Origin of the sequence: Pseudomonas sp. S37, from assembly GCF_016658545.1 — a bacterium.
Lineage (GTDB): Bacteria > Pseudomonadota > Gammaproteobacteria > Pseudomonadales > Pseudomonadaceae > Aquipseudomonas.
Genome location: NZ_JACVZC010000058.1, coordinates 18,694 through 36,625, shown reverse-complemented (window position 1 = coordinate 36,625; position 17,932 = coordinate 18,694). Strand labels below are relative to the sequence as shown.

15 protein-coding genes are annotated in these 17,932 nt (G+C 62.7%); 1 reads left to right on the top strand and 14 read right to left on the bottom strand.

Going from position 1 to position 17,932, the window contains the following annotated elements; genetic code table 11:
- Window positions 1-97: 97 nt before the first annotated feature.
- Both IAE39_RS17800 and alaS read right to left on the bottom strand, forming a co-directional pair.
- Window positions 98-1,333 carry an aspartate kinase gene (locus IAE39_RS17800; protein WP_201204924.1) on the bottom strand — a complete coding sequence of 412 codons (1,236 nt, stop codon included), beginning with the start codon at window positions 1,331-1,333 and terminating at the stop codon, window positions 98-100.
- Window positions 1,334-1,417: 84 nt separating this feature from the next.
- Window positions 1,418-4,042 carry an alanine--tRNA ligase gene (alaS, locus tag IAE39_RS17795; RefSeq protein WP_201204922.1) on the bottom strand — a complete coding sequence of 875 codons (2,625 nt, stop codon included), beginning with the start codon at window positions 4,040-4,042 and terminating at the stop codon, window positions 1,418-1,420.
- 263 nt (window positions 4,043-4,305) lie between these two features.
- Between alaS and IAE39_RS17790 the strand changes: the two genes are divergently transcribed.
- On the top strand, window positions 4,306-5,589 hold the full coding sequence (locus tag IAE39_RS17790) for a M91 family zinc metallopeptidase (RefSeq protein ID WP_201204920.1): 1,284 nt from the start codon (window positions 4,306-4,308) through the stop codon (window positions 5,587-5,589).
- A gap of 21 nt (window positions 5,590-5,610) precedes the next feature.
- Here IAE39_RS17790 and astE read toward each other — a convergent pair whose 3' ends face one another.
- From astE to IAE39_RS17730, 12 genes are all read right to left on the bottom strand, one after another.
- Complete coding sequence (astE, locus tag IAE39_RS17785; RefSeq protein WP_201204918.1) at window positions 5,611-6,618, bottom strand: succinylglutamate desuccinylase; 1,008 nt, start codon at window positions 6,616-6,618, stop codon at window positions 5,611-5,613.
- Window positions 6,619-6,628: 10 nt separating this feature from the next.
- Window positions 6,629-6,919 (bottom strand): hypothetical protein, encoded by a 291-nt coding sequence (locus IAE39_RS17780; RefSeq protein WP_009681477.1) that lies wholly within the window; start codon window positions 6,917-6,919, stop codon window positions 6,629-6,631.
- Window positions 6,920-6,932: 13 nt separating this feature from the next.
- Complete coding sequence (gene astB, locus IAE39_RS17775) at window positions 6,933-8,282, bottom strand: N-succinylarginine dihydrolase (protein ID WP_201204916.1); 1,350 nt, start codon at window positions 8,280-8,282, stop codon at window positions 6,933-6,935.
- A 23-nt stretch (window positions 8,283-8,305) separates the two neighbouring features.
- On the bottom strand, window positions 8,306-9,769 hold the full coding sequence (astD, locus tag IAE39_RS17770) for a succinylglutamate-semialdehyde dehydrogenase (protein WP_201204914.1): 1,464 nt from the start codon (window positions 9,767-9,769) through the stop codon (window positions 8,306-8,308).
- The gene (astA, locus tag IAE39_RS17765; RefSeq protein ID WP_201204912.1) at window positions 9,770-10,798 is read right to left on the bottom strand and encodes an arginine N-succinyltransferase; all 1,029 of its coding nucleotides are present in this window, start codon (window positions 10,796-10,798) and stop codon (window positions 9,770-9,772) included.
- 78 nt (window positions 10,799-10,876) lie between these two features.
- A complete protein-coding gene (gene aruF, locus IAE39_RS17760) occupies window positions 10,877-11,896 on the bottom strand; it encodes an arginine/ornithine succinyltransferase subunit alpha (RefSeq protein WP_201204910.1) in 1,020 nt (339 codons plus the stop codon).
- A 135-nt stretch (window positions 11,897-12,031) separates the two neighbouring features.
- On the bottom strand, window positions 12,032-13,252 hold the full coding sequence (locus IAE39_RS17755; protein ID WP_201204908.1) for an aspartate aminotransferase family protein: 1,221 nt from the start codon (window positions 13,250-13,252) through the stop codon (window positions 12,032-12,034).
- Between the two features lie 345 nt (window positions 13,253-13,597).
- Window positions 13,598-14,578 carry a transcriptional regulator ArgR gene (gene argR, locus IAE39_RS17750; protein ID WP_201204906.1) on the bottom strand — a complete coding sequence of 327 codons (981 nt, stop codon included), beginning with the start codon at window positions 14,576-14,578 and terminating at the stop codon, window positions 13,598-13,600.
- Window positions 14,579-14,677: 99 nt separating this feature from the next.
- Window positions 14,678-15,442, bottom strand: coding sequence for an ABC transporter ATP-binding protein (locus IAE39_RS17745; RefSeq protein WP_016711851.1), 765 nt, complete (start codon window positions 15,440-15,442; stop codon window positions 14,678-14,680).
- Between the two features lie 22 nt (window positions 15,443-15,464).
- Complete coding sequence (locus tag IAE39_RS17740) at window positions 15,465-16,163, bottom strand: ABC transporter permease (RefSeq protein WP_201204904.1); 699 nt, start codon at window positions 16,161-16,163, stop codon at window positions 15,465-15,467.
- Window positions 16,160-16,849 carry an ABC transporter permease gene (locus IAE39_RS17735; protein WP_201204902.1) on the bottom strand — a complete coding sequence of 230 codons (690 nt, stop codon included), beginning with the start codon at window positions 16,847-16,849 and terminating at the stop codon, window positions 16,160-16,162. The genes IAE39_RS17740 and IAE39_RS17735 overlap by 4 nt, the downstream gene beginning before the upstream one ends.
- Window positions 16,850-16,937: 88 nt before the next feature.
- On the bottom strand, window positions 16,938-17,723 hold the full coding sequence (locus IAE39_RS17730; RefSeq protein WP_012273569.1) for an ABC transporter substrate-binding protein: 786 nt from the start codon (window positions 17,721-17,723) through the stop codon (window positions 16,938-16,940).
- Window positions 17,724-17,932: the final 209 nt, after the last annotated feature.

The following is a 17,932-nucleotide window of genomic DNA, read 5'->3' as shown; positions in this document are numbered from 1 at the left end:
GGAACGGCTTGGTTTCCGCGGGGGGGGGGGGGGGGGGGGGGGGGCCCCCCCCCCGGGGGGGGGGGCCCCCCCCCCCCCCCCCCTTCCAGGCAACGCCTTACTCGCCCTGTCGGGCAGGGGCGTCGAGCTCGAACGCGGTGTGCAGCGCGCGTACGGCCAGCTCCAGGTACTTCTCTTCGATCACGACCGAAACCTTGATCTCGGAGGTAGAGATCATCTGGATGTTGATGCTCTCCTTGGCCAGGGCTTCGAACATGCGGCTGGCCACACCGGCGTGCGAACGCATGCCGACACCAACGATCGAGACCTTGGCGATCTTGGTGTCGCCGATCACTTCACGGGCACCGATTTCGCGGGCGGTGTTTTCCAGCACGCTTTGCGCCTTCTCGTACTCGTTGCGGTGTACGGTGAAGGTGAAGTCGGTGGTGTTATCGTGGGCAACGTTCTGCACGATCATGTCCACTTCGATGTTCGAAGCGCTGATCGGGCCGAGGATCTTGAAGGCCACGCCCGGGGTGTCCGGCACGCCGCGAATGGTCAGCTTGGCTTCATCACGGTTGAAGGCGATACCGGAAATGATCGGCTGTTCCATGGATTCCTCTTCATCAATGGTAATGAGGGTACCCGGACCCTCCTTGAAGCTGTGCAGCACGCGCAGCGGAACGTTGTACTTGCCGGCGAACTCCACCGAGCGGATCTGCAGCACCTTGGAACCGAGGCTGGCCATTTCCAGCATCTCTTCGAAGGTGATCTTCTCCAGGCGACGGGCCTGTGGCACGACGCGCGGGTCGGTGGTGTAGACGCCATCGACGTCGGTGTAGATCTGGCACTCGTCAGCCTTCAGCGCCGCCGCCAGGGCCACGCCGGTGGTGTCGGAGCCACCGCGGCCCAGGGTGGTGATGCTGCCGTGCTCGTCGACGCCCTGGAAACCTGCAACCACCACCACACGGCCTTCCTTCAGGTCGGCACGAATCTTCTGGTCGTCGATTTGCAGGATGCGCGCCTTGTTGTGCGAGCTGTCGGTGAGAATGCGCACCTGGTTGCCGGTGTAGGACACCGCTGGCACACCGCGCTTGATCAAGGCCATGGTCAGCAAGGCAATGGTGACCTGCTCACCGGTCGACACGATCACGTCCAGCTCACGCGGAACCGGCTGATCGGTGATCTGCTTGGCCAGGTCGATCAGGCGATTGGTTTCACCGCTCATGGCCGACAGCACTACCACCAGGTCGTCGCCCGCCTCACGGTGTTTCTTGACCTTTTCGGCTACCTGCTCGATCCGCTCGATGGAACCGACAGAGGTGCCGCCAAATTTCTGTACGATCAACGCCATTTCAATGGTGCCTCAGCCCATACAGGGCCCCAAAAAACAATCCAACATGAAGGGGCGAGCGACTAGACCACTCGCCCCTTCATCTCAAAGTCCCTGCTCTGCGAATGGCACGGCCAGCGCCAGGGCCTGGTCCAGTGCGGCGACGTCGACGCCACCACCCTGGGCCATGTCCGGACGGCCACCGCCCTTGCCACCCACCGCCGCAGCGGCTTGTTTCATCAGATCGCCAGCCTTGAGTTGGCTGGAGAGGTCCTTGGTCACGCCGGCCACCAGCACGACCTTGCCCTCATGCTCGCTGCCCAGCAGGATCACTGCGTGGCCGAGCTTGTTCTTCAGCTGATCGACCAGGGCCAGCAGGGCCTTGCCATCCTGCCCATCCAGGCGGGCGGCGAGGACCTTGGCACCTTTGACCTCAACGGCCGCGTTGGAGAGATCGTCCCCGGCGGCGCTGGCGGCCTTGGCCTGCAGCTGTTCCAGCTGCTTCTCCAGCTGGCGGTTGCGCTCGAGCACAGCCGACAGCTTGTCGATCAGGTTGTCGCGGTTACCCTTGACCAGTTGCGCGGCTTCCTTGACCTGCTCTTCGGCAGCGTTCAGGTAGGCCAGCGCAGCGGCGCCGGTCACTGCTTCGATACGGCGCACGCCAGAAGCCACGCCGCCTTCGCTGATGATCTTGAACAGGCTGATGTCACCGGTGCGCTTGGCGTGGATACCGCCGCACAGCTCCACCGAGAAATCGCCGCCCATGCTCAGCACGCGCACGGTGTCGCCGTATTTCTCGCCGAACAGCGCCATGGCGCCTTTGGCCTTGGCGGTTTCGATGTCGGTCAGCTCGGTTTCAACGGCGGTGTTCTTGCGTACTTCGCGGTTGACGATGTCTTCCAGCTGCTTGATCTGCTCCGGCTTCACCGCTTCGAAGTGGCTGAAGTCGAAACGCAGGCGCTGGCTGTCGACCAGCGAGCCCTTCTGCTGCACGTGCTCACCCAGTACCTGGCGCAGCGCTTCGTGCAGCAGGTGGGTGGCCGAGTGGTTCAGCGAGGTGGCGTGCTGCACCTCGGCATCGACCTTGGCCTCGACCGGCGAGCCGATCAGCAGCGCGCCGCTGGCGACCACGCCATGGTGCAGGAAGGCACCGCCGGTCTTGGTGGTGTCGCGCACGTCAAAGCGTGCCGCGCCAGCCTGCAGGAAGCCGCTGTCACCGACCTGGCCACCGGACTCGGCGTAGAACGGCGTGCGGTCGAGCACGACCACGCCCTGCTCGCCTTCACCCAGCTGGTCGACGGCCTGGCCGTCCTTGTACAGGGCGATGATCTTGCCTTGGCCTTCGGTGGTGTCGTAGCCGAGGAACTCGGTGGCGCTGTCGACCTTGACCAGGCTGTTGTAGTCCATGCCGAAGGCGCTGGCCGAACGGGCACGCTCACGCTGGGCGTCCATTTCACGTTCGAAGCCGGCTTCGTCGATGGTCAGTTCGCGCTCACGGGCGATGTCGGCAGTCAGGTCCATCGGGAAGCCGTAGGTGTCATACAGCTTGAACACCACGTCGCCCGGTACCACGTTGCCTTGCAGCTGCGCCAGGTCTTGCTCGAGGATGCGCAGCCCCTGCTCCAGGGTCTTGGCAAACTGCTCTTCTTCGGCCTTGAGCACGCGCTCGATGTGCGCTTGCTGGCTGTTCAGCTCCGGGAAGGCTTCGCCCATCTCGGCGACCAGGGCGGCCACGATCTGGTAGAAGAAGCTGCCCTTGGCACCCAGCTTGTTGCCGTGGCGGCAAGCGCGGCGAATGATGCGGCGCAGTACGTAGCCACGGCCTTCGTTGGACGGCAGCACGCCGTCGGCAATCAGGAAGCCGCACGAACGGATGTGGTCGGCAACCACTTTCAGCGAAGCCTGGCCGTCATTGCTGCAGCCGATGGCCTTGGCCGCGGCAGCCAGCAGGTTCTGGAACAGGTCGATCTCGTAGTTCGAGTGCACGTGCTGCAGCACGGCGCTGACACGCTCCAGGCCCATGCCGGTGTCTACCGAGGGCGCTGGCAGCGGGTGCAGCACGCCGTCGGCGGTGCGGTTGAACTGCATGAAGACGTTGTTCCAGATCTCGATGTAGCGGTCGCCGTCTTCTTCTGGCGAGCCGGGTGGGCCGCCCCAGATGTCTGCGCCGTGGTCGTAGAAGATCTCGGTGCACGGGCCGCACGGGCCGGTATCGCCCATGGTCCAGAAGTTGTCGGAGGCGTACGGGGCGCCCTTGTTGTCGCCGATGCGCACCATGCGCTCGGCCGGCACGCCGACTTCCTTGGTCCAGATGTCGTAGGCTTCGTCGTCAGTGGCGTAAACGGTGACCCAGAGCTTTTCCTTGGGCAGGTTCAGCCACTTGTCGGAAGTCAGGAAGGTCCAGGCGAAGGTGATGGCGTCGCGCTTGAAATAGTCGCCGAAGCTGAAGTTGCCCAGCATTTCAAAGAAGGTGTGGTGGCGCGCGGTGTAACCGACGTTTTCCAGGTCGTTGTGCTTACCGCCGGCGCGCACGCACTTCTGGCTGCTGACCGCACGGGTGTAGGCACGCTTCTCTGCACCGAGGAAGCAGTCCTTGAACTGGTTCATGCCTGCGTTGGTGAACAGCAGGGTCGGGTCGTTGTTCGGGATCAGCGAACTGGAGGCAACTCGGGTATGGCCCTGCTCTTCGAAGAAGCGAAGGAAGGCTTCACGGATTTCTGCGCTTTTCATAGGTTCTTCCACGGAAACGGCGGCCGTTTGGGCTAATACGTCGAATCGACGAAACGACGGCAAAGGGCGCCATTATAGCCAGCCTGAACGGGAGTTACAGTGTGTTTGTACACCAGAACGGCAATCTGTGAATGAAAAGCCGTTCATCGGCAGACCAAGGCCGTCAATGACGCTCGGCCAACTGTAATGACGATAGATAAGCACCACCTGAAAAAGCACCTGTTCAGCATGCTGCAGCCTCATCTTCGATGCAGGAGCACATCATGAGCGAGCCAGACCTGTCCAAACTCCATTCAGACCCACACCCCCTGCCGGACGTGGGCACTCTCCCCAATCCCAGCCCGATCTACTATATCGATGCACGCAAGCCCGGTTATGCACAAACCGCGTTCAACAACAACGAGCTGTACCCACAGCAGCAAAACGAGGTCAAGTACATCCAGGCCGACGAGAATGTGCGCATCACCTTGGAAAGCACATTCCCCTTGGGGCGGCGCTACAGGCGCCTGGCACAAACCAGCGAACTGCTGGTGTTCAACCTGCCGCCCCGCAGACGGGACAACACCCCGCAACCCGCCAATCGTGTGCATATTGCCGCGCGCGACTGCCTGCTGGAAGTCACCATCAACAACGCCACATTCATGGTCGCGCCCCACAGCGCACAAGCCATTGCCATTCGTGCTACCGACGGCAACAACCACATCACCATCGCGCCAACCGTGGTCAAAACCCTGGTGATCGACATGCTGGGGAGCGATAACCACATCCAGACCGGTGCAGGCATTGTCCACGTTGACGTTCACATGGGCACGCAGCGCATTGACGCAGGTATCGGCCCGGTACTTGTCGACAAGGGCCAAGCCTTCGTCAATGTCAACGGGCATCGCTTGCTTGGCCAGGAGTTTTCCAAAGTCAGCCTTTATCGCAACGCCGACAACGACGAGCAATTGCTGGCCCCTGTGCCGCATGAATATCAGGCGCTAGGCAATCTTGGTGTACAGGTACGTGGCAACGACGACTTTCAGCAGGCAACAGAAGATGCCCTGGAACTATTGCGCAAGCTGCCTTGCGGCCAGCTTCTGCTGGCAGCCCTGGACAAGGAAGTCGCACGCACCGGCACCCCGATCACCATCACCGAAGGCGCCAGGCATCAATTTACCTCCTACACAGCCAGCACCAACGAGGAGGATGAAGATGACGGCCACTTTATCCGCAATGAAGATTTGAGTGGTTGGGGATTCAGTGGTGGCGAGTTGGTGTACAACCCGGCATGGTCGACAGCAGCGCAACTGCCACTACTGGACCTGTACCGCTGCCTGTGCCAAGGCTGGAACTCGATGTCGGGAACTGTGTTTCCTGGGCAGACGCAGATTAAAGGCGATAAGGGCAACTATGCGGTGGATAACCTGCTGCTGCAAAGTATCGGGCTAGCAACCAATCGCCGCTTCAAGTTCGATAATTTTCCGATCGACAACACCAACCCGCCCGCCTTTACAGAAAACGGCTTACGTCAGGCACTGCAACTGGAGCCACGTAGCCTGCCATAACCCAAGCCCTCAATAACCTCTTCAGCCCAGAAGCCGGCCCGAATCCGGCACGATCAGTATCCCCGCCCTAAGGCCATTCTTGACCTTGGGGTTGGGGAAAATGATGCGCGCACCCTCCTCTTCCACAACCCAGCGCATCTCGGCCAGGTCTTCAGCCAGCAGGTAACCCTTGCTCAGTTCGGAGAAGTTTTCGATATCCGCCGGCAAGTGCAGGTGGAAGCTGTCACTGTGCTTGATGATTTCGCGGGAAACACTGAACAGCTGCAGACCATCCAGCGAGCCTTCGTCTTCTGGCTCGGTGTGCTCGATGATACGGATCAACCGTTCTTCGAGCTTGTCCAGGTTGACCTGCTCGTTCTGGCCGAACGGGCGGGCCTTGCCCAGCTCCAGGGTGAAGGCTTCGGCTTCCAGTTGTTCGTAGGTAAAGGCACTGAAGGTGATCGACGACTTGCTCTGCAGCAACACCGCCTCCATGCCCGCTGCCGCCAGCCGCGCCAGCTCGCGACGGGAATGCTTGCGTCCTTCTTTGTAAGGGTACAGCGCAAATTGCTCGATCTTGGAACCGCGGATGGCAGTATGCAGGTCGTAGTGCAGGCGGCTGCGCCCCGGCTTGCTGAAGAACACCCGGGCGAACTGTTCCAGCTCGGCGGCACGCAAGGCCTCGAAGCCGCTGGAAAGCTCGTGCCGACCGTTGAACAGGCGGTTGATATCCTGCTCGATGAAGCGCTCGCCCTTGCGGATGGCCGCCGGGTTACCAAACAGGAACAGCACCCGCGCCTTCGGCTTGATCTTGCCGTTGGCCACGCCGTGCAGCAGCCGTTCGAGCAATTCGATGGGGGCTGTTTCGTTGCCGTGGATGCCAGCGGACAACAGCAGGTCCAGCCCACAGTCCTCGCTTTCAGCAGGGCGCACCTCAAGCGCGCCCTCCCCCAGCCAGCGCAAACGCGCGCCCTTGGGTGTCACTTGGGTCTTCTCGGCCGGTTCGTGATCGGTGAGGGTCAGCTCAAGCAATTTGCCAAGGGCAAGCATAGGGGCTTCCTTAGTGTGTGTGGCCGCAGTCGGGGCCATGGACGTGATCGTCGTCTTCACCAAGCTCTGCGGGCTCCATTTCCAGCTGCAGGCTGACCAGGTTGGTGGCCATCGGACGCAGCAGCAGGTTGGCGTATTCGGCGTCGCCTTCTTCGACATCCACACCGATCAGCAACTGGCCACGGCCGTCCTGTTGAATCCACACTTCCTTGCCTTGCCACACCACGGCGAAACGGGTGCAGGAGGTTTCCAGCTGGGTGCCGTCTTCATCTTCAAGGATCAGGCGCAGGGCGTCGGTCATTACAATTCTCTCTTCAAGGTTGGCGTTGGAACGGGTACACCGAGCCCAACTTCAGGATCTGGGTCAATTCGTCCAGTGCCGTACGGCACTCAACCAGCAGCTGCGGGTCGGCCAGGTCCGCCTCGACGAGGCGGTCGCGGTAGTGCTTGTCGACCCATTGCAGCAAGGTGTCGTACAGCGGGGCGGTCATGATAACGCCTTGGTTGACCGCCGCTAGTTCCGTTTCCTTCAAAGCCACGCGCAAACGCAGGCAAGCCGGGCCTCCGCCGTTCTGCATGCTCTGCTTGAGGTCGAATACCTTGACCTCCTTCACCGGCCCACCCTGGCTGGTCAGCTGGCCCAGGTAAGCCCAGACCCGCTCGTTGTTGCGGCACTCTTCCGGCACCACCAGCAGCATGGAGCCGTCATCGCGGCTGAGCAGCTGGCTGTTGAACAGGTAGGAACGTACTGCGTCGTCCACCGCCACCGCTGCCCGAGGTACGCAGATGGCCTGGAAACTGCCACCCTTGCTGGCCAGTTTAGCTCGCAGCTGGCCAAGCACTGTGTCGGTGTCGAGGAACGCGTCCTCGTGGTAGAACAGCACTTCGCCGTTACCCACCGCAATCACGTCATTGTGGAACACACCCTGGTCAATCACTGCCGGGTTCTGTTGAGCGTAGACCACACCGTCATCACTCAGCCCGTGCAGCCGGGCCACGGCCTGCGAGGCCTCCAGGGTTTGCCGGGCCGGGTATTTCTGCGGCGCCGGGTAACGGCTGTCGAAAGCGCTACGGCCATAGACGAAAAACTCCACGCCCGCCTCGCCATAGCCACGGCAGAAGCGCGTATGGTTGGCCGCGCCCTCATCGCCGAACTGTGCCACGGCCGGCAGCGCCGCGTGGTGGGCAAAGTGTTTCTCATTGTTGAACATGGCCCCCAGCACGCGGCTGGTGGTCGGGTGCTCGATGCTGCGGTGGTACTTGCAGTTGAGGTTGGCGGCGGTGAAGTGCACGCGACCATCGGCGGTGTCGGCACTGGGGCTGACCGTGGCGGCGTTGGCCACCCACATGCTCGACGCCGAGCAACTGGCTACCAGCAGCGGCATGGCCTCCTTGGCGGCGCGCTGGATCACTTCGGCATCACTGCCGCTGAAACCCAGGCTGCGCAGCGCAGCCACGTCCGGGCGCTCCTGCGGCGCCAGCACGCCCTGCTTGAAGCCCATGTCTGCCAGCGCCTTCATCTTCGCCAGGCCCTGGCGCGCGGCTTCGCGCGGGTTGGACCCTTGCTGGCTATTGCTTTGCGAAGCCACGTTGCCGTAGGACAGGCCGCCGTAATTGTGGGTTGGCCCCACCAGGCCATCAAAATTCACTTCATAGGATTTCATCGGCTAGGCTCCGTGACCTGTTGTTATAGGGTGACGCCCGGCGTCAGGGTCGCCGGCAAGGCAAGGCTGGCGGTTTCCAGCGAAGCCACGGGGTAAGCGCAGTAGTCGGCCGCGTAATAGGCACTGGCGCGGTGGTTGCCACTGGCCCCCACACCGCCGAACGGCGCACTGCTGGCGGCACCGGTCAGCTGCTTGTTCCAGTTGACGATGCCGGCGCGGCTGCGCAGCCAGAAGTACTGGTAGCGGGCGCGCGAGTCGGACAACAAGCCGGCAGCCAGGCCGTACTGGGTGTTGTTGGCTTCATCGATGGCAGCATCGAAGTCGGCGTAGCGGATCACCTGCAGCAGCGGCCCGAAGAACTCCTCATCCGGGCGCCCAGCCACCGCGGTGACATCGACTATACCCGGGGTGAGCAACGCGGCATCGGCCTGCGGCTGGGTCATTTCCAGCAGCTTCACGCCACCGTTGGCGACCAGTTCGGCCTGGGCCGCGATCAGCGCCCGCGCCGCCTGCAGCGAAATCACCGAGCCCATGAACGGCGCCGGCTGTTCATCGAACGCCCCTACCGTGATGGTTTTGCACACCTCGACCAGGCGCTCGATCAGCGCATCGCCCCAGGCACCTTGCGGTACCAGCAGGCGCCGTGCGCAGGTGCAGCGCTGGCCCGCAGAAATGAAGGCCGACTGAATAATGGTGTACACCGCTGCGTCGATGTCCTTGACCTCGTCTACCACCAGCGGGTTGTTGCCGCCCATTTCCAGGGCCAGGATCTTGTCCGGGCGACCAGCGAACTGCTGGTGCAACAGGTTGCCGGTGCGGCTGGACCCGGTGAAGAACAGGCCATCGATACCCGGGTTGGCCGCCAGCGCCACGCCGGTTTCGCGCGCGCCCTGCACCAGGTTCAGCACCCCCGCCGGCAGGCCGGCGGCAATCCAGCAGTTGACGGTCAGCTCGGCCACCTTGGGTGTCAGCTCGCTGGGCTTGAACACCACGCAATTGCCCGCCAGCAGCGCCGGCACAATATGGCCGTTAGGCAAGTGGCCAGGGAAGTTGTAGGGGCCGAACACCGCCACCACGCCATGCGGCTTGTGCCGCAGCACGGCCGTGGCATCGGCCAGCGGGCCGCTCTTTTCACCGGTACGCTCGCGGTAGCTTTGAACCGAAATCGCCACCTTGTTGATCATGCTGGTGACCTCGGTCGCCGACTCCCACAGCGGCTTGCCGGTTTCCTCACCAATACACTGGGCCATGGCCTCGGCATGCGCTTTCAACTGCGCAGCAAATTTTTCCAGCACATCGATGCGCGCTTCCAGACTGAGTTGCGCCCAGGCCGGGAACGCCTGGCGGGCTGCTTTTACGGCAGCGTCAACCTGGCTGGCGTCGGCACCCTGCCCTTGCCAGATCAAGGCCTGGGTCACCGGGTTCAGCGACTGCAGGGCTTCGCCCTGGCCAGCCTGCCAATTGCCTGCAATGTAATGCGTGGTCATTTACTGGGCCTCCCGGCTAGCCGACAGCGGCACGGCGCGCACGTTGTCGCCAGCCCCCATGCGCAGGCGCTTGGCGGTCAGCGGGTCGACCACCAGAGTGCCGGCGGCCAGCCGCGCAGGTGCCGCGGTGATACGGCAGTCGTCGCGCTTGCGGTTGTGGATGATGTAAGGGGTGGCGTCATCGCCCGGTGTACCGATCGCCAGCACCAGGGTCTGGCTTTCGCGCACGGCGCGGATCTTGGCGGTGTCGCATTCAATGGCCGGGCCTGCGTCGAAGATGTCGACGTAGCCCTGGTAGTTGAAGCCTTCCTGCTTGAGCATGGCCAGCGCCGGCTCGGTGTCTTTGTGCACGCGGCCAATCACGTTGCGCGCAGCCTCGGACAGGAAGCAAGTGTACAGCGGGAACTTGGGCATCAACTCGGCGATGAACGACTTGTTGCCTACGCCAGTAAGGTAATCAGCCTGGCTGAACTCCATCTTGAAGAAGTGCCGGCCCAGGCTTTCCCAGAACGGCGAACGGCCCTGCTCGTCAGACATACCCCGCATTTCGGCGATGATTTTCTTGCCGAACAGCTCGGGGAACTCGGCGATGAACAGCATGCGCGCCCGCGACAGCAGGCGGCCGTTGAGGCCCGAGCGGTAGTCGCTGCGCAGGAACAGCGAGCACAGCTCGGAGTTGCCGGTCAGGTCGTTGGCCAGGAACAGCGTGGGGATTTCGCGGTAGATCTTCAGCTCCTGCGAAGCACTGACGGTCAGCCCCACCCGGTAGTTGTACCAGGGCTCGCGCAGGCCGACGGCACCGGCGATGGCGCTGATGCCCACCACCATGCCTTCGTCGTTTTCCAGCACGAACAGGTAGTCGGTGTCACCACGCTCGGCTTCGCCACGGAAGCTTTTTTCCGCCCAGCCAACGCGATGCCCCAGGCGTTCTTCGTTGGCCGGCAGCGTGGTCAGCCCGGTGGTGCCGGTGCTGCGTGCCAATTCGATCAACGCAGGCAAATCGCTGCTGCGTACAGGACGAACGATCATGCTATCTCCTTGTGCGGCGGCATCGGCCGGCGCGAAACTCTGCTAACGCATCAATCCCGAAACGTCTGTTGCCAGACCTCAGACCGCCACCAGGCGCACGCTGGCACCCTCGCCCACGCCCAGCGCGTCGGCTGCTGCCACGCTCAGGCTGACCGGCTTGCCAGGCACCCAGTCTAGGTCCAGCAGTACCGCGCGGTAGTCTTGCAACTGGCCGTTGCACACCAGGTACGGGCGCCCGCCTTTGGCCGGCGCCTCTTCGATCTTTACCGGCACTACCCGGCTCTGGGCGATCGAGCGGATGCCCGAGGTGCGCGCATGCAGGGTCGGGCCGCCGTCGAAGATGTCGATGTAGTGCTCGGTCTCGAAACCTTCGCGCATGAGGATGTCGAAGGTGATCTGCGCCCGTGGGTGCACCTGGCCCATGGCTTCCTGCGCCAGGTCAGGCAGCAGTGGCACGTAGATCGGGTAGTGCGGCATCAGTTCGGCGAGGAAGGTACGGCTTTTCAGGCCGCACAGGCGCTCGGCATCGGCATAGTTGAGGTCGAAGAAGTTGCGGCCGATGGCATCCCAGAACGGTGATTCGCCCTGTTCGTCGCTGTAGCCGACGATTTCGGTTACCACCGAGTCGGCGAAGCGCTCCGGGTGCGCGGCCATGAACAGCAGGCGGCCGCGCGAGTTGAGCTCGGCCCAGCCACTGTTCACCAGCTCCGGCAATACATAGAAGCTGGTCAGCAGGCTGTTGCCGGTCAGGTCGTGACACAGCGACAGCACGTGGATCTTGTTGTGGATCTTCAGCTCGCGCGAGGCGTGCACGAAGGTTTCGTTACGAAAGCTGTAGAACGGCTCGGAGTAACCCGCCGAAGCGACGATGGCCGAGCAGCCGGCGAGCTTGCCGGTTTCGCTGTCTTCGAGCACGAAGAAGTAGCTTTCTTCACCGTTGAAGCTGACCTCGGCGGCGAAGGAAGTCTCGGAGGCGGCAATCTTGTCGCCCAGGCGAGCCGTGTCGTCCGGCAGCGAGGTGACACCAATGGGGCTGTCTGCAGCCATGCGCTGCACTTCGTTCAGATCAGCCATTTGCGCGGGGCGCATCACCAGCATGGTGTCACTCCTTTGGAATACGGGCCGCTCATGGCGGCACGGAAAAACGGCAGGCGCATGTGCACCTGCTGTGGAATCGGGTATCGCCGGCCTGGTACAGCCTTGGCTGGGGCCGGCGAAGGGACCGCAGGCGGATCAGCCTTGGGTCAGGGTGGCCACGGCGCGCTCGAAGCGGTCCAGGCCTGCATCGATATCGGCGTCTTCAACCACCAGGCTTGGCGCAAAGCGGACCACGTCCGGGCCGGCCTGAAGCACCATCACGCCTTCCTTCTCGGCGGCGTTGAGCACGTCCTTGGCCTTGCCTTGCCAGGCCTCGGTCAGCACGCAGCCCAGCAGCAGGCCAACGCCACGCACCTGGCTGAACAGGTTGTATTTCTGGCCGATCTGCTCCAGGCGGGTTTTGAAGCGCGCATGCTTGGCCTTGATGCCGGCCAGGGTTTCCGGGGTATTGATCACATCCAGCACCGCGCAAGCGACGGCGCAGCCCAACGGGTTGCCGCCGTAGGTGGTGCCGTGGGTGCCGACGGCCAGGTGCTTGGCCAGCTCGGTAGTGGTCAGCATGGCACCGATCGGGAAACCACCGCCCAGGCTCTTGGCGCTGGTCAGGATGTCCGGGGTCACGCCGTAGTGCTGGTAGGCATACAGCGAGCCGGTACGGCCCACGCCGGTCTGCACTTCGTCGAAGATCAGCAGGGCGTTGTGCTCGTCACACAGCTTGCGTGCGCCTTCCAGGTAGGCCTTGTCGGCCGGCACCACGCCGCTCTCGCCCTGGATCGGTTCGATCACCACGGCGCAGGTCTTGTCGGAGATCTGTGCTTTCAACGCTTCCAGGTCGTTGTACGGCACGTGGCTGATACCGGTGATCTTCGGGCCGAAGCCATCGGAGTACTTCGGCTGGCCGCCGACGCTGACGGTAAACAGGGTACGACCGTGGAAGCTGTTCACGGTGGCGATGATTTCGTGCTTTTCCGGGCCGAAGCGGTCATGGGCAACTCGACGGGCCAGCTTGAAGGCAGCCTCGTTGGACTCGGCCCCGGAGTTGCAGAAGAACGCACGGTCGGCAAAGGTGGCGTCCACCAGTTTGTGTGCCAGGCGCAGGGCCGGTTCGTTGGTGAACACGTTGGAGACGTGCCAGAGGGTGTTGGCCTGCTCGGTCAGGGCCTTGACCAGTGCCGGGTGGCAGTGGCCCAGGGCGTTGACCGCGATGCCGCCGGCAAAGTCGATCAGCTCGCGACCCGACTGGTCCCAGACGCGGGAGCCCTCGCCTCGCACAGGAATGAAGGCCGCCGGAGAATAGTTGGGGACCATGACCTGGTCGAAATCGGCACGTTGCACCGGGGCTTGCTCAACGGACATCTGATGAGTCTCCTGAAGAGAAACGCTGGCCTGGAAGTGGCGAGCGATGGGGGGATTGTAAGGACTGATCCGCGCCTGTCCTTGCGGCCAAGCGACAACTTGTTACAGCGCAAAACCCAGTTTTGACAAGGCTTTCGGCAATGCGACAAACACTGTCGCAATCGCGCAGTGTACGGGAGAGAGGGGGCTGGGTGAACGGGTGTTCACATTAAGAAAGGTGGCTGCCTGTGCCGGCCCTTTCGCGGCTAAAGCCGCTCCCACAGGATCTGTGCAGAGCTTGAAGCTTGTGCGGCTCCTGTGGGAGCGGCTTTAGCCGCGAAAGGGCCGATGCAGGAGAAACAAATGTCAGCCCTTTTCAGCCGGCGCCGAACTCAACTCGAACGGGCTGCTACTACGCCGCTGGTTACGGTCTTCCCGCGGCGTGGCACCAAAGAAATTGCGGTACGCACTGGAAAAATGCGGCCCCGACGAGAACCCACAAGACAGCCCGATCTGGATGATCGACTTGCTGGTCTGCATCAGCATCTGCCGCGCCTTGTTCAACCGCAGCTCCAGGTAATACTGGCTGGGCACGCGGTTCAGGTACTGCTTGAAGATGCGCTCCAGCTGCCGGCGCGACACGCACACGTGCTGGGCAATTTCGTCGGTGGTCAGCGGCTCTTCGATGTTGGCTTCCATCAGCAACACCGCCTGGGTCAGCTTGGGGTGGCTGGAGCCCAGGCGGTTCTGCAGCGGAATGCGCTGGCGCTCACCACCCTCACGGATGCGCTCGACCACCAGCTCTTCCGAGACCGCCCCGGCCAGCTCCGCACCATGGTCACGGGCCAACACCGCCAGCAGCAGGTCGGTCACGGCCATGCCGCCACAGGCGGTCAGACGGTCGCGGTCCCAGTCGAACAGGTGACTGGTTGCGATGACCTTGGGGAAGCGTTCGGCAAAATCATCCTGCCAGCGCCAGTGCACCGCCGCCCGGTAACCCTCGAGCAGGCCCAGCATGGCCAACGGATACACCCCGGCAGACAGGCCACCGATCATGCAGCCACTGCGCGCCAGCTGCTTGAGTGCCGTGGATAAGGCCGCCCCTACCGCCACAGGCGGCTCGTCAGCCAGCAGGAACAGCTTGTGGCAACCTTCCAGCCGACCGTTCCACGGCTCGCCCGGCAAGCGCCAGGCACCTTCCGACGCAGGCTCGGCCTGCAGGAATGCCAGCTCGTAGACCACCTCCGGATGCACCCGCTGCGCCACCTGCAACACTTCCTCGGCCAGCGCCAGGGTCAAAGCCCTGGTGCTGGGCCAGATGAGAAAACCGATTCGCTGGGTGGTCATAGGGTACGGGTCCGAAACCTGAGGTCGATCGAGTCTGTGCGCCGGGTCAGGCTGCGCTCGCCGCGCAGCATGCCCTATTCTGGTGCAAAAAAGCAGCTTTTACTTCAGGCTACCGGAGAGGAACTGCTTCAGGCGCTCCGACTGCGGGTTGGCCAGCACTTCACGCGGGCAGCCGGTTTCTTCCACCAGCCCTTTATGCAGGAACACCAACTGGTTGGACACCTCGCGGGCAAAGCCCATTTCGTGGGTGACCACCACCATGGTCCGGCCTTCCTGGGCCAGCGCCTGCATCACTTTCAGCACATCGCCGACCAGCTCCGGGTCGAGTGCCGAGGTCGGCTCGTCGAACAGCATAACCTCCGGCTCCATGGCCAGGGCGCGGGCAATTGCCACACGTTGTTGCTCACCGCCGGACATGTGCCCCGGGAAGGCGTCCTTGCGGTGGGCGACGCCGACCTTGGCCAGGTAGTGCTCGGCCTTTTCCAGGGCTTCTTTCTTGTTCACGCCCAGCACGTGCACCGGCGCTTCGATGATGTTTTCCAGCGCGGTCATGTGCGACCACAGATTGAAGTGCTGGAACACCATCGACAGGCGCGAGCGCATGCGTTGCAGCTGGCGCGGGTCGGCAGCCTTCAGCGCGCCGTCCTTGCCGGCGACCAGCTTCAGCTCTTCGTTGTTGAGCAGGATCTTGCCGGCGTGCGGCTGCTCCAGCAGGTTGATGCAGCGCAGGAAGGTCGACTTGCCTGAACCGCTGGAGCCGATGATGCTGATGACGTCGCCGGCCTTGGCCGCCAGCGACACGCCCTTGAGTACCTCATGGCTGCCGTAGCGCTTGTGCAGGTCTTGGACTTCGAGTTTGTACATGCTGTCGATTCTCACAAAGCGGTCAGTGCTTGCGCGGCGCCAGGTAGCCGAGCCAGCGGCGTTCGGCCATCTTGAACAGGCGCACCAGGATGAAGGTCAGGCACAGGTAGAATACGCCCGCCGTGATATAGGCCTCGAAAGGCAGGTAGTACTGGGCATTGACCGTGCGCGCGGCACCGGTGATGTCGATCAGGGTGACGATCGACGCCAGGCTGGTGGTCTGCAGCATCATGATCACTTCGTTGCTGTACTGCGGCAGCGCCCGGCGCAGGGCCGACGGCAGCAGGATGCGGCGGTACATCTTCATACGCGACATGCCCATGGCCTTGGCCGCTTCGATCTCGCCATGGGGCGTGGCCTTGAGGCTGCCGGCGATGATCTCGGCGGTGTAGGCACTGGTGTTGATACCGAACGCCAGGCACGCGCAGAAGGTGGCGCTGGACAGCAGCGGCCAGAAGATACTCTCGCGCACCGCTTCGAACTGGGCCAGGCCGTAGTAGATCAAAAACAGCTGCACCAGCATCGGCGTGCCGCGGATCACGTAGGTGTACAGCCAAGCCACGAGGTTGACCGCCGGCTGCTTGGACACCCGCATCAAACCCAGCGGAATGGCCCCGAGCAAGCCGAAGAACAGCGAAATCGCCAGCAGCTTGAGGGTGGTCAGCAGGCCGCCGAAGTACATCGGCAGCGCCTCCCAGATGACGTTGTAGTCGAAGATCATAGTTCAGCCACCTTGACGCCTACCGAGTAGCGGCGTTCCAGATACTTCAGGGCCAGCAGCGAGACACTGGTCAGCACCAGGTACAACGCCGCCACCGCCAGGAAGAAGGTGAAAGGCTCGCGGGTGGCGTCGGCCGCCTGCTTGGCCTTGAACATCATGTCCTGCAGGCCCACGACCGAGATCAGCGCGGTGGCCTTGGTCAGTACCAGCCAGTTGTTGGTAAAGCCAGGGATCGCCAGGCGAATCATTTGCGGCACCTGGATGCGGAAGAACACCTGGCGCGGGCTCATGCCATAGGCCATGCCGGCCTCGGCCTGCCCCTTGGGAATGCCCAGGAAGGCGCCGCGGAAGGTTTCCGACAGGTAGGCGCCAAAGATGAAGCCCAGCGTGCCGATACCGGCGATCAGCGGGTTCAGGTCGATGTAGTCGTCGTAGCCGAGCAGCGGCGCCACCCGGTTGATGATGTCTTGCCCGCCGTAGAAGATCAGCAGGATCAGGACCAGGTCCGGAATGCCACGGATCACCGTGGAATACAGGTCACCCAGCCAGGCAAGCCAGCGCACCGGCGACAAGCGCAGCGCCACACCGATCAGGCCGAGTACGATGGCCAGGGCCATCGACGACAGGGCGAGCTGTAGCGTCAGCCACGCCCCGTCGAGGATGACTGCCCCGTAGCCTTTCAACATGATGAGGTCCTCGACCTAAAGAATGAAAAATGGTGCAAACCTCAGAGCCTCTGCTGTTTGCACCATTGCACAGGTGAAACCCGACGTCTTAGTTCGAGTCTGGACCGTAGATGTCGAAGTTGAAGTACTTCTTCTCGATTTCTTTGTATTTGCCGTTGGCACGGATGGCGTCGATGGCCGCGTTGATGCGGTCAACGTTGGCCTTGTCACCCTTGCGCACGGCGATGCCGATGCCGTCACCGAAGTACTTGGCGTCGGTGAAGGCCGGGCCTACGAAGGCAAAGCCCTTGCCGGCGTCGGTTTTCAGGAAGCCGTCTTCCAGCAGGGTAGCGTCAGCCACGGTGCCATCGAGGCGACCGGCTGCCACGTCCAGGTAGATTTCGTTCTGGGTGCCGTAAGGCACGACGGTGGCACCTTTGGCGCCCAGCACTTCCTTGGCGAAGCGGTCGTGGATCGAGCCACGCTGCACGCCGATCTTCTTGCCCTTGAGTTCATCCAGGCTGTCGCTGACGGTGGTGCCGTCCTTCATCACCAGGCGCGCCGGGGTCAGGTAGTAGCGCTTGGTGAAGTCGACCGACTTCTTGCGGTCGTCGGTGATCGACATGGACGACAGGATGGCGTCGATCTTGCGCACTTTAAGCGCCGGGATCAGGCCGTCGAATTCTTGCTCCACCCAGGTGCACTTGGCTTTCATCTCTTCGCACAGGGCGTTGCCGATGTCGTAGTCGAAGCCGGCGATGCTGCCGTCGGGTTGCTTGAAGGCGAAGGGTGGGTAAGCGGCCTCGATGCCGATTTTCAGCGGTTTTTCATCGGCCTGCGATACCAGGGAAAACACGGACAGCGCCAGGGCGCCAAGCAGTGCGAGCTTCTTCATCAGGTAACTCCATCGGTACGGGGCAATACAAGGCAGGTAACGGCTGCCCGATATGCGAATGAGTACAACGCGAGCCGCGCAGGGTTCGACCAAGGCCGCATACCTCGAGCGAGTGAGTGGCATTTTAACGACAGCCCGGTAGTCGATATTTCTTCAAAGCGACAACTACTTACAGAAGCGCTTGAAACCGCCGCGGGCGATGTTGACAG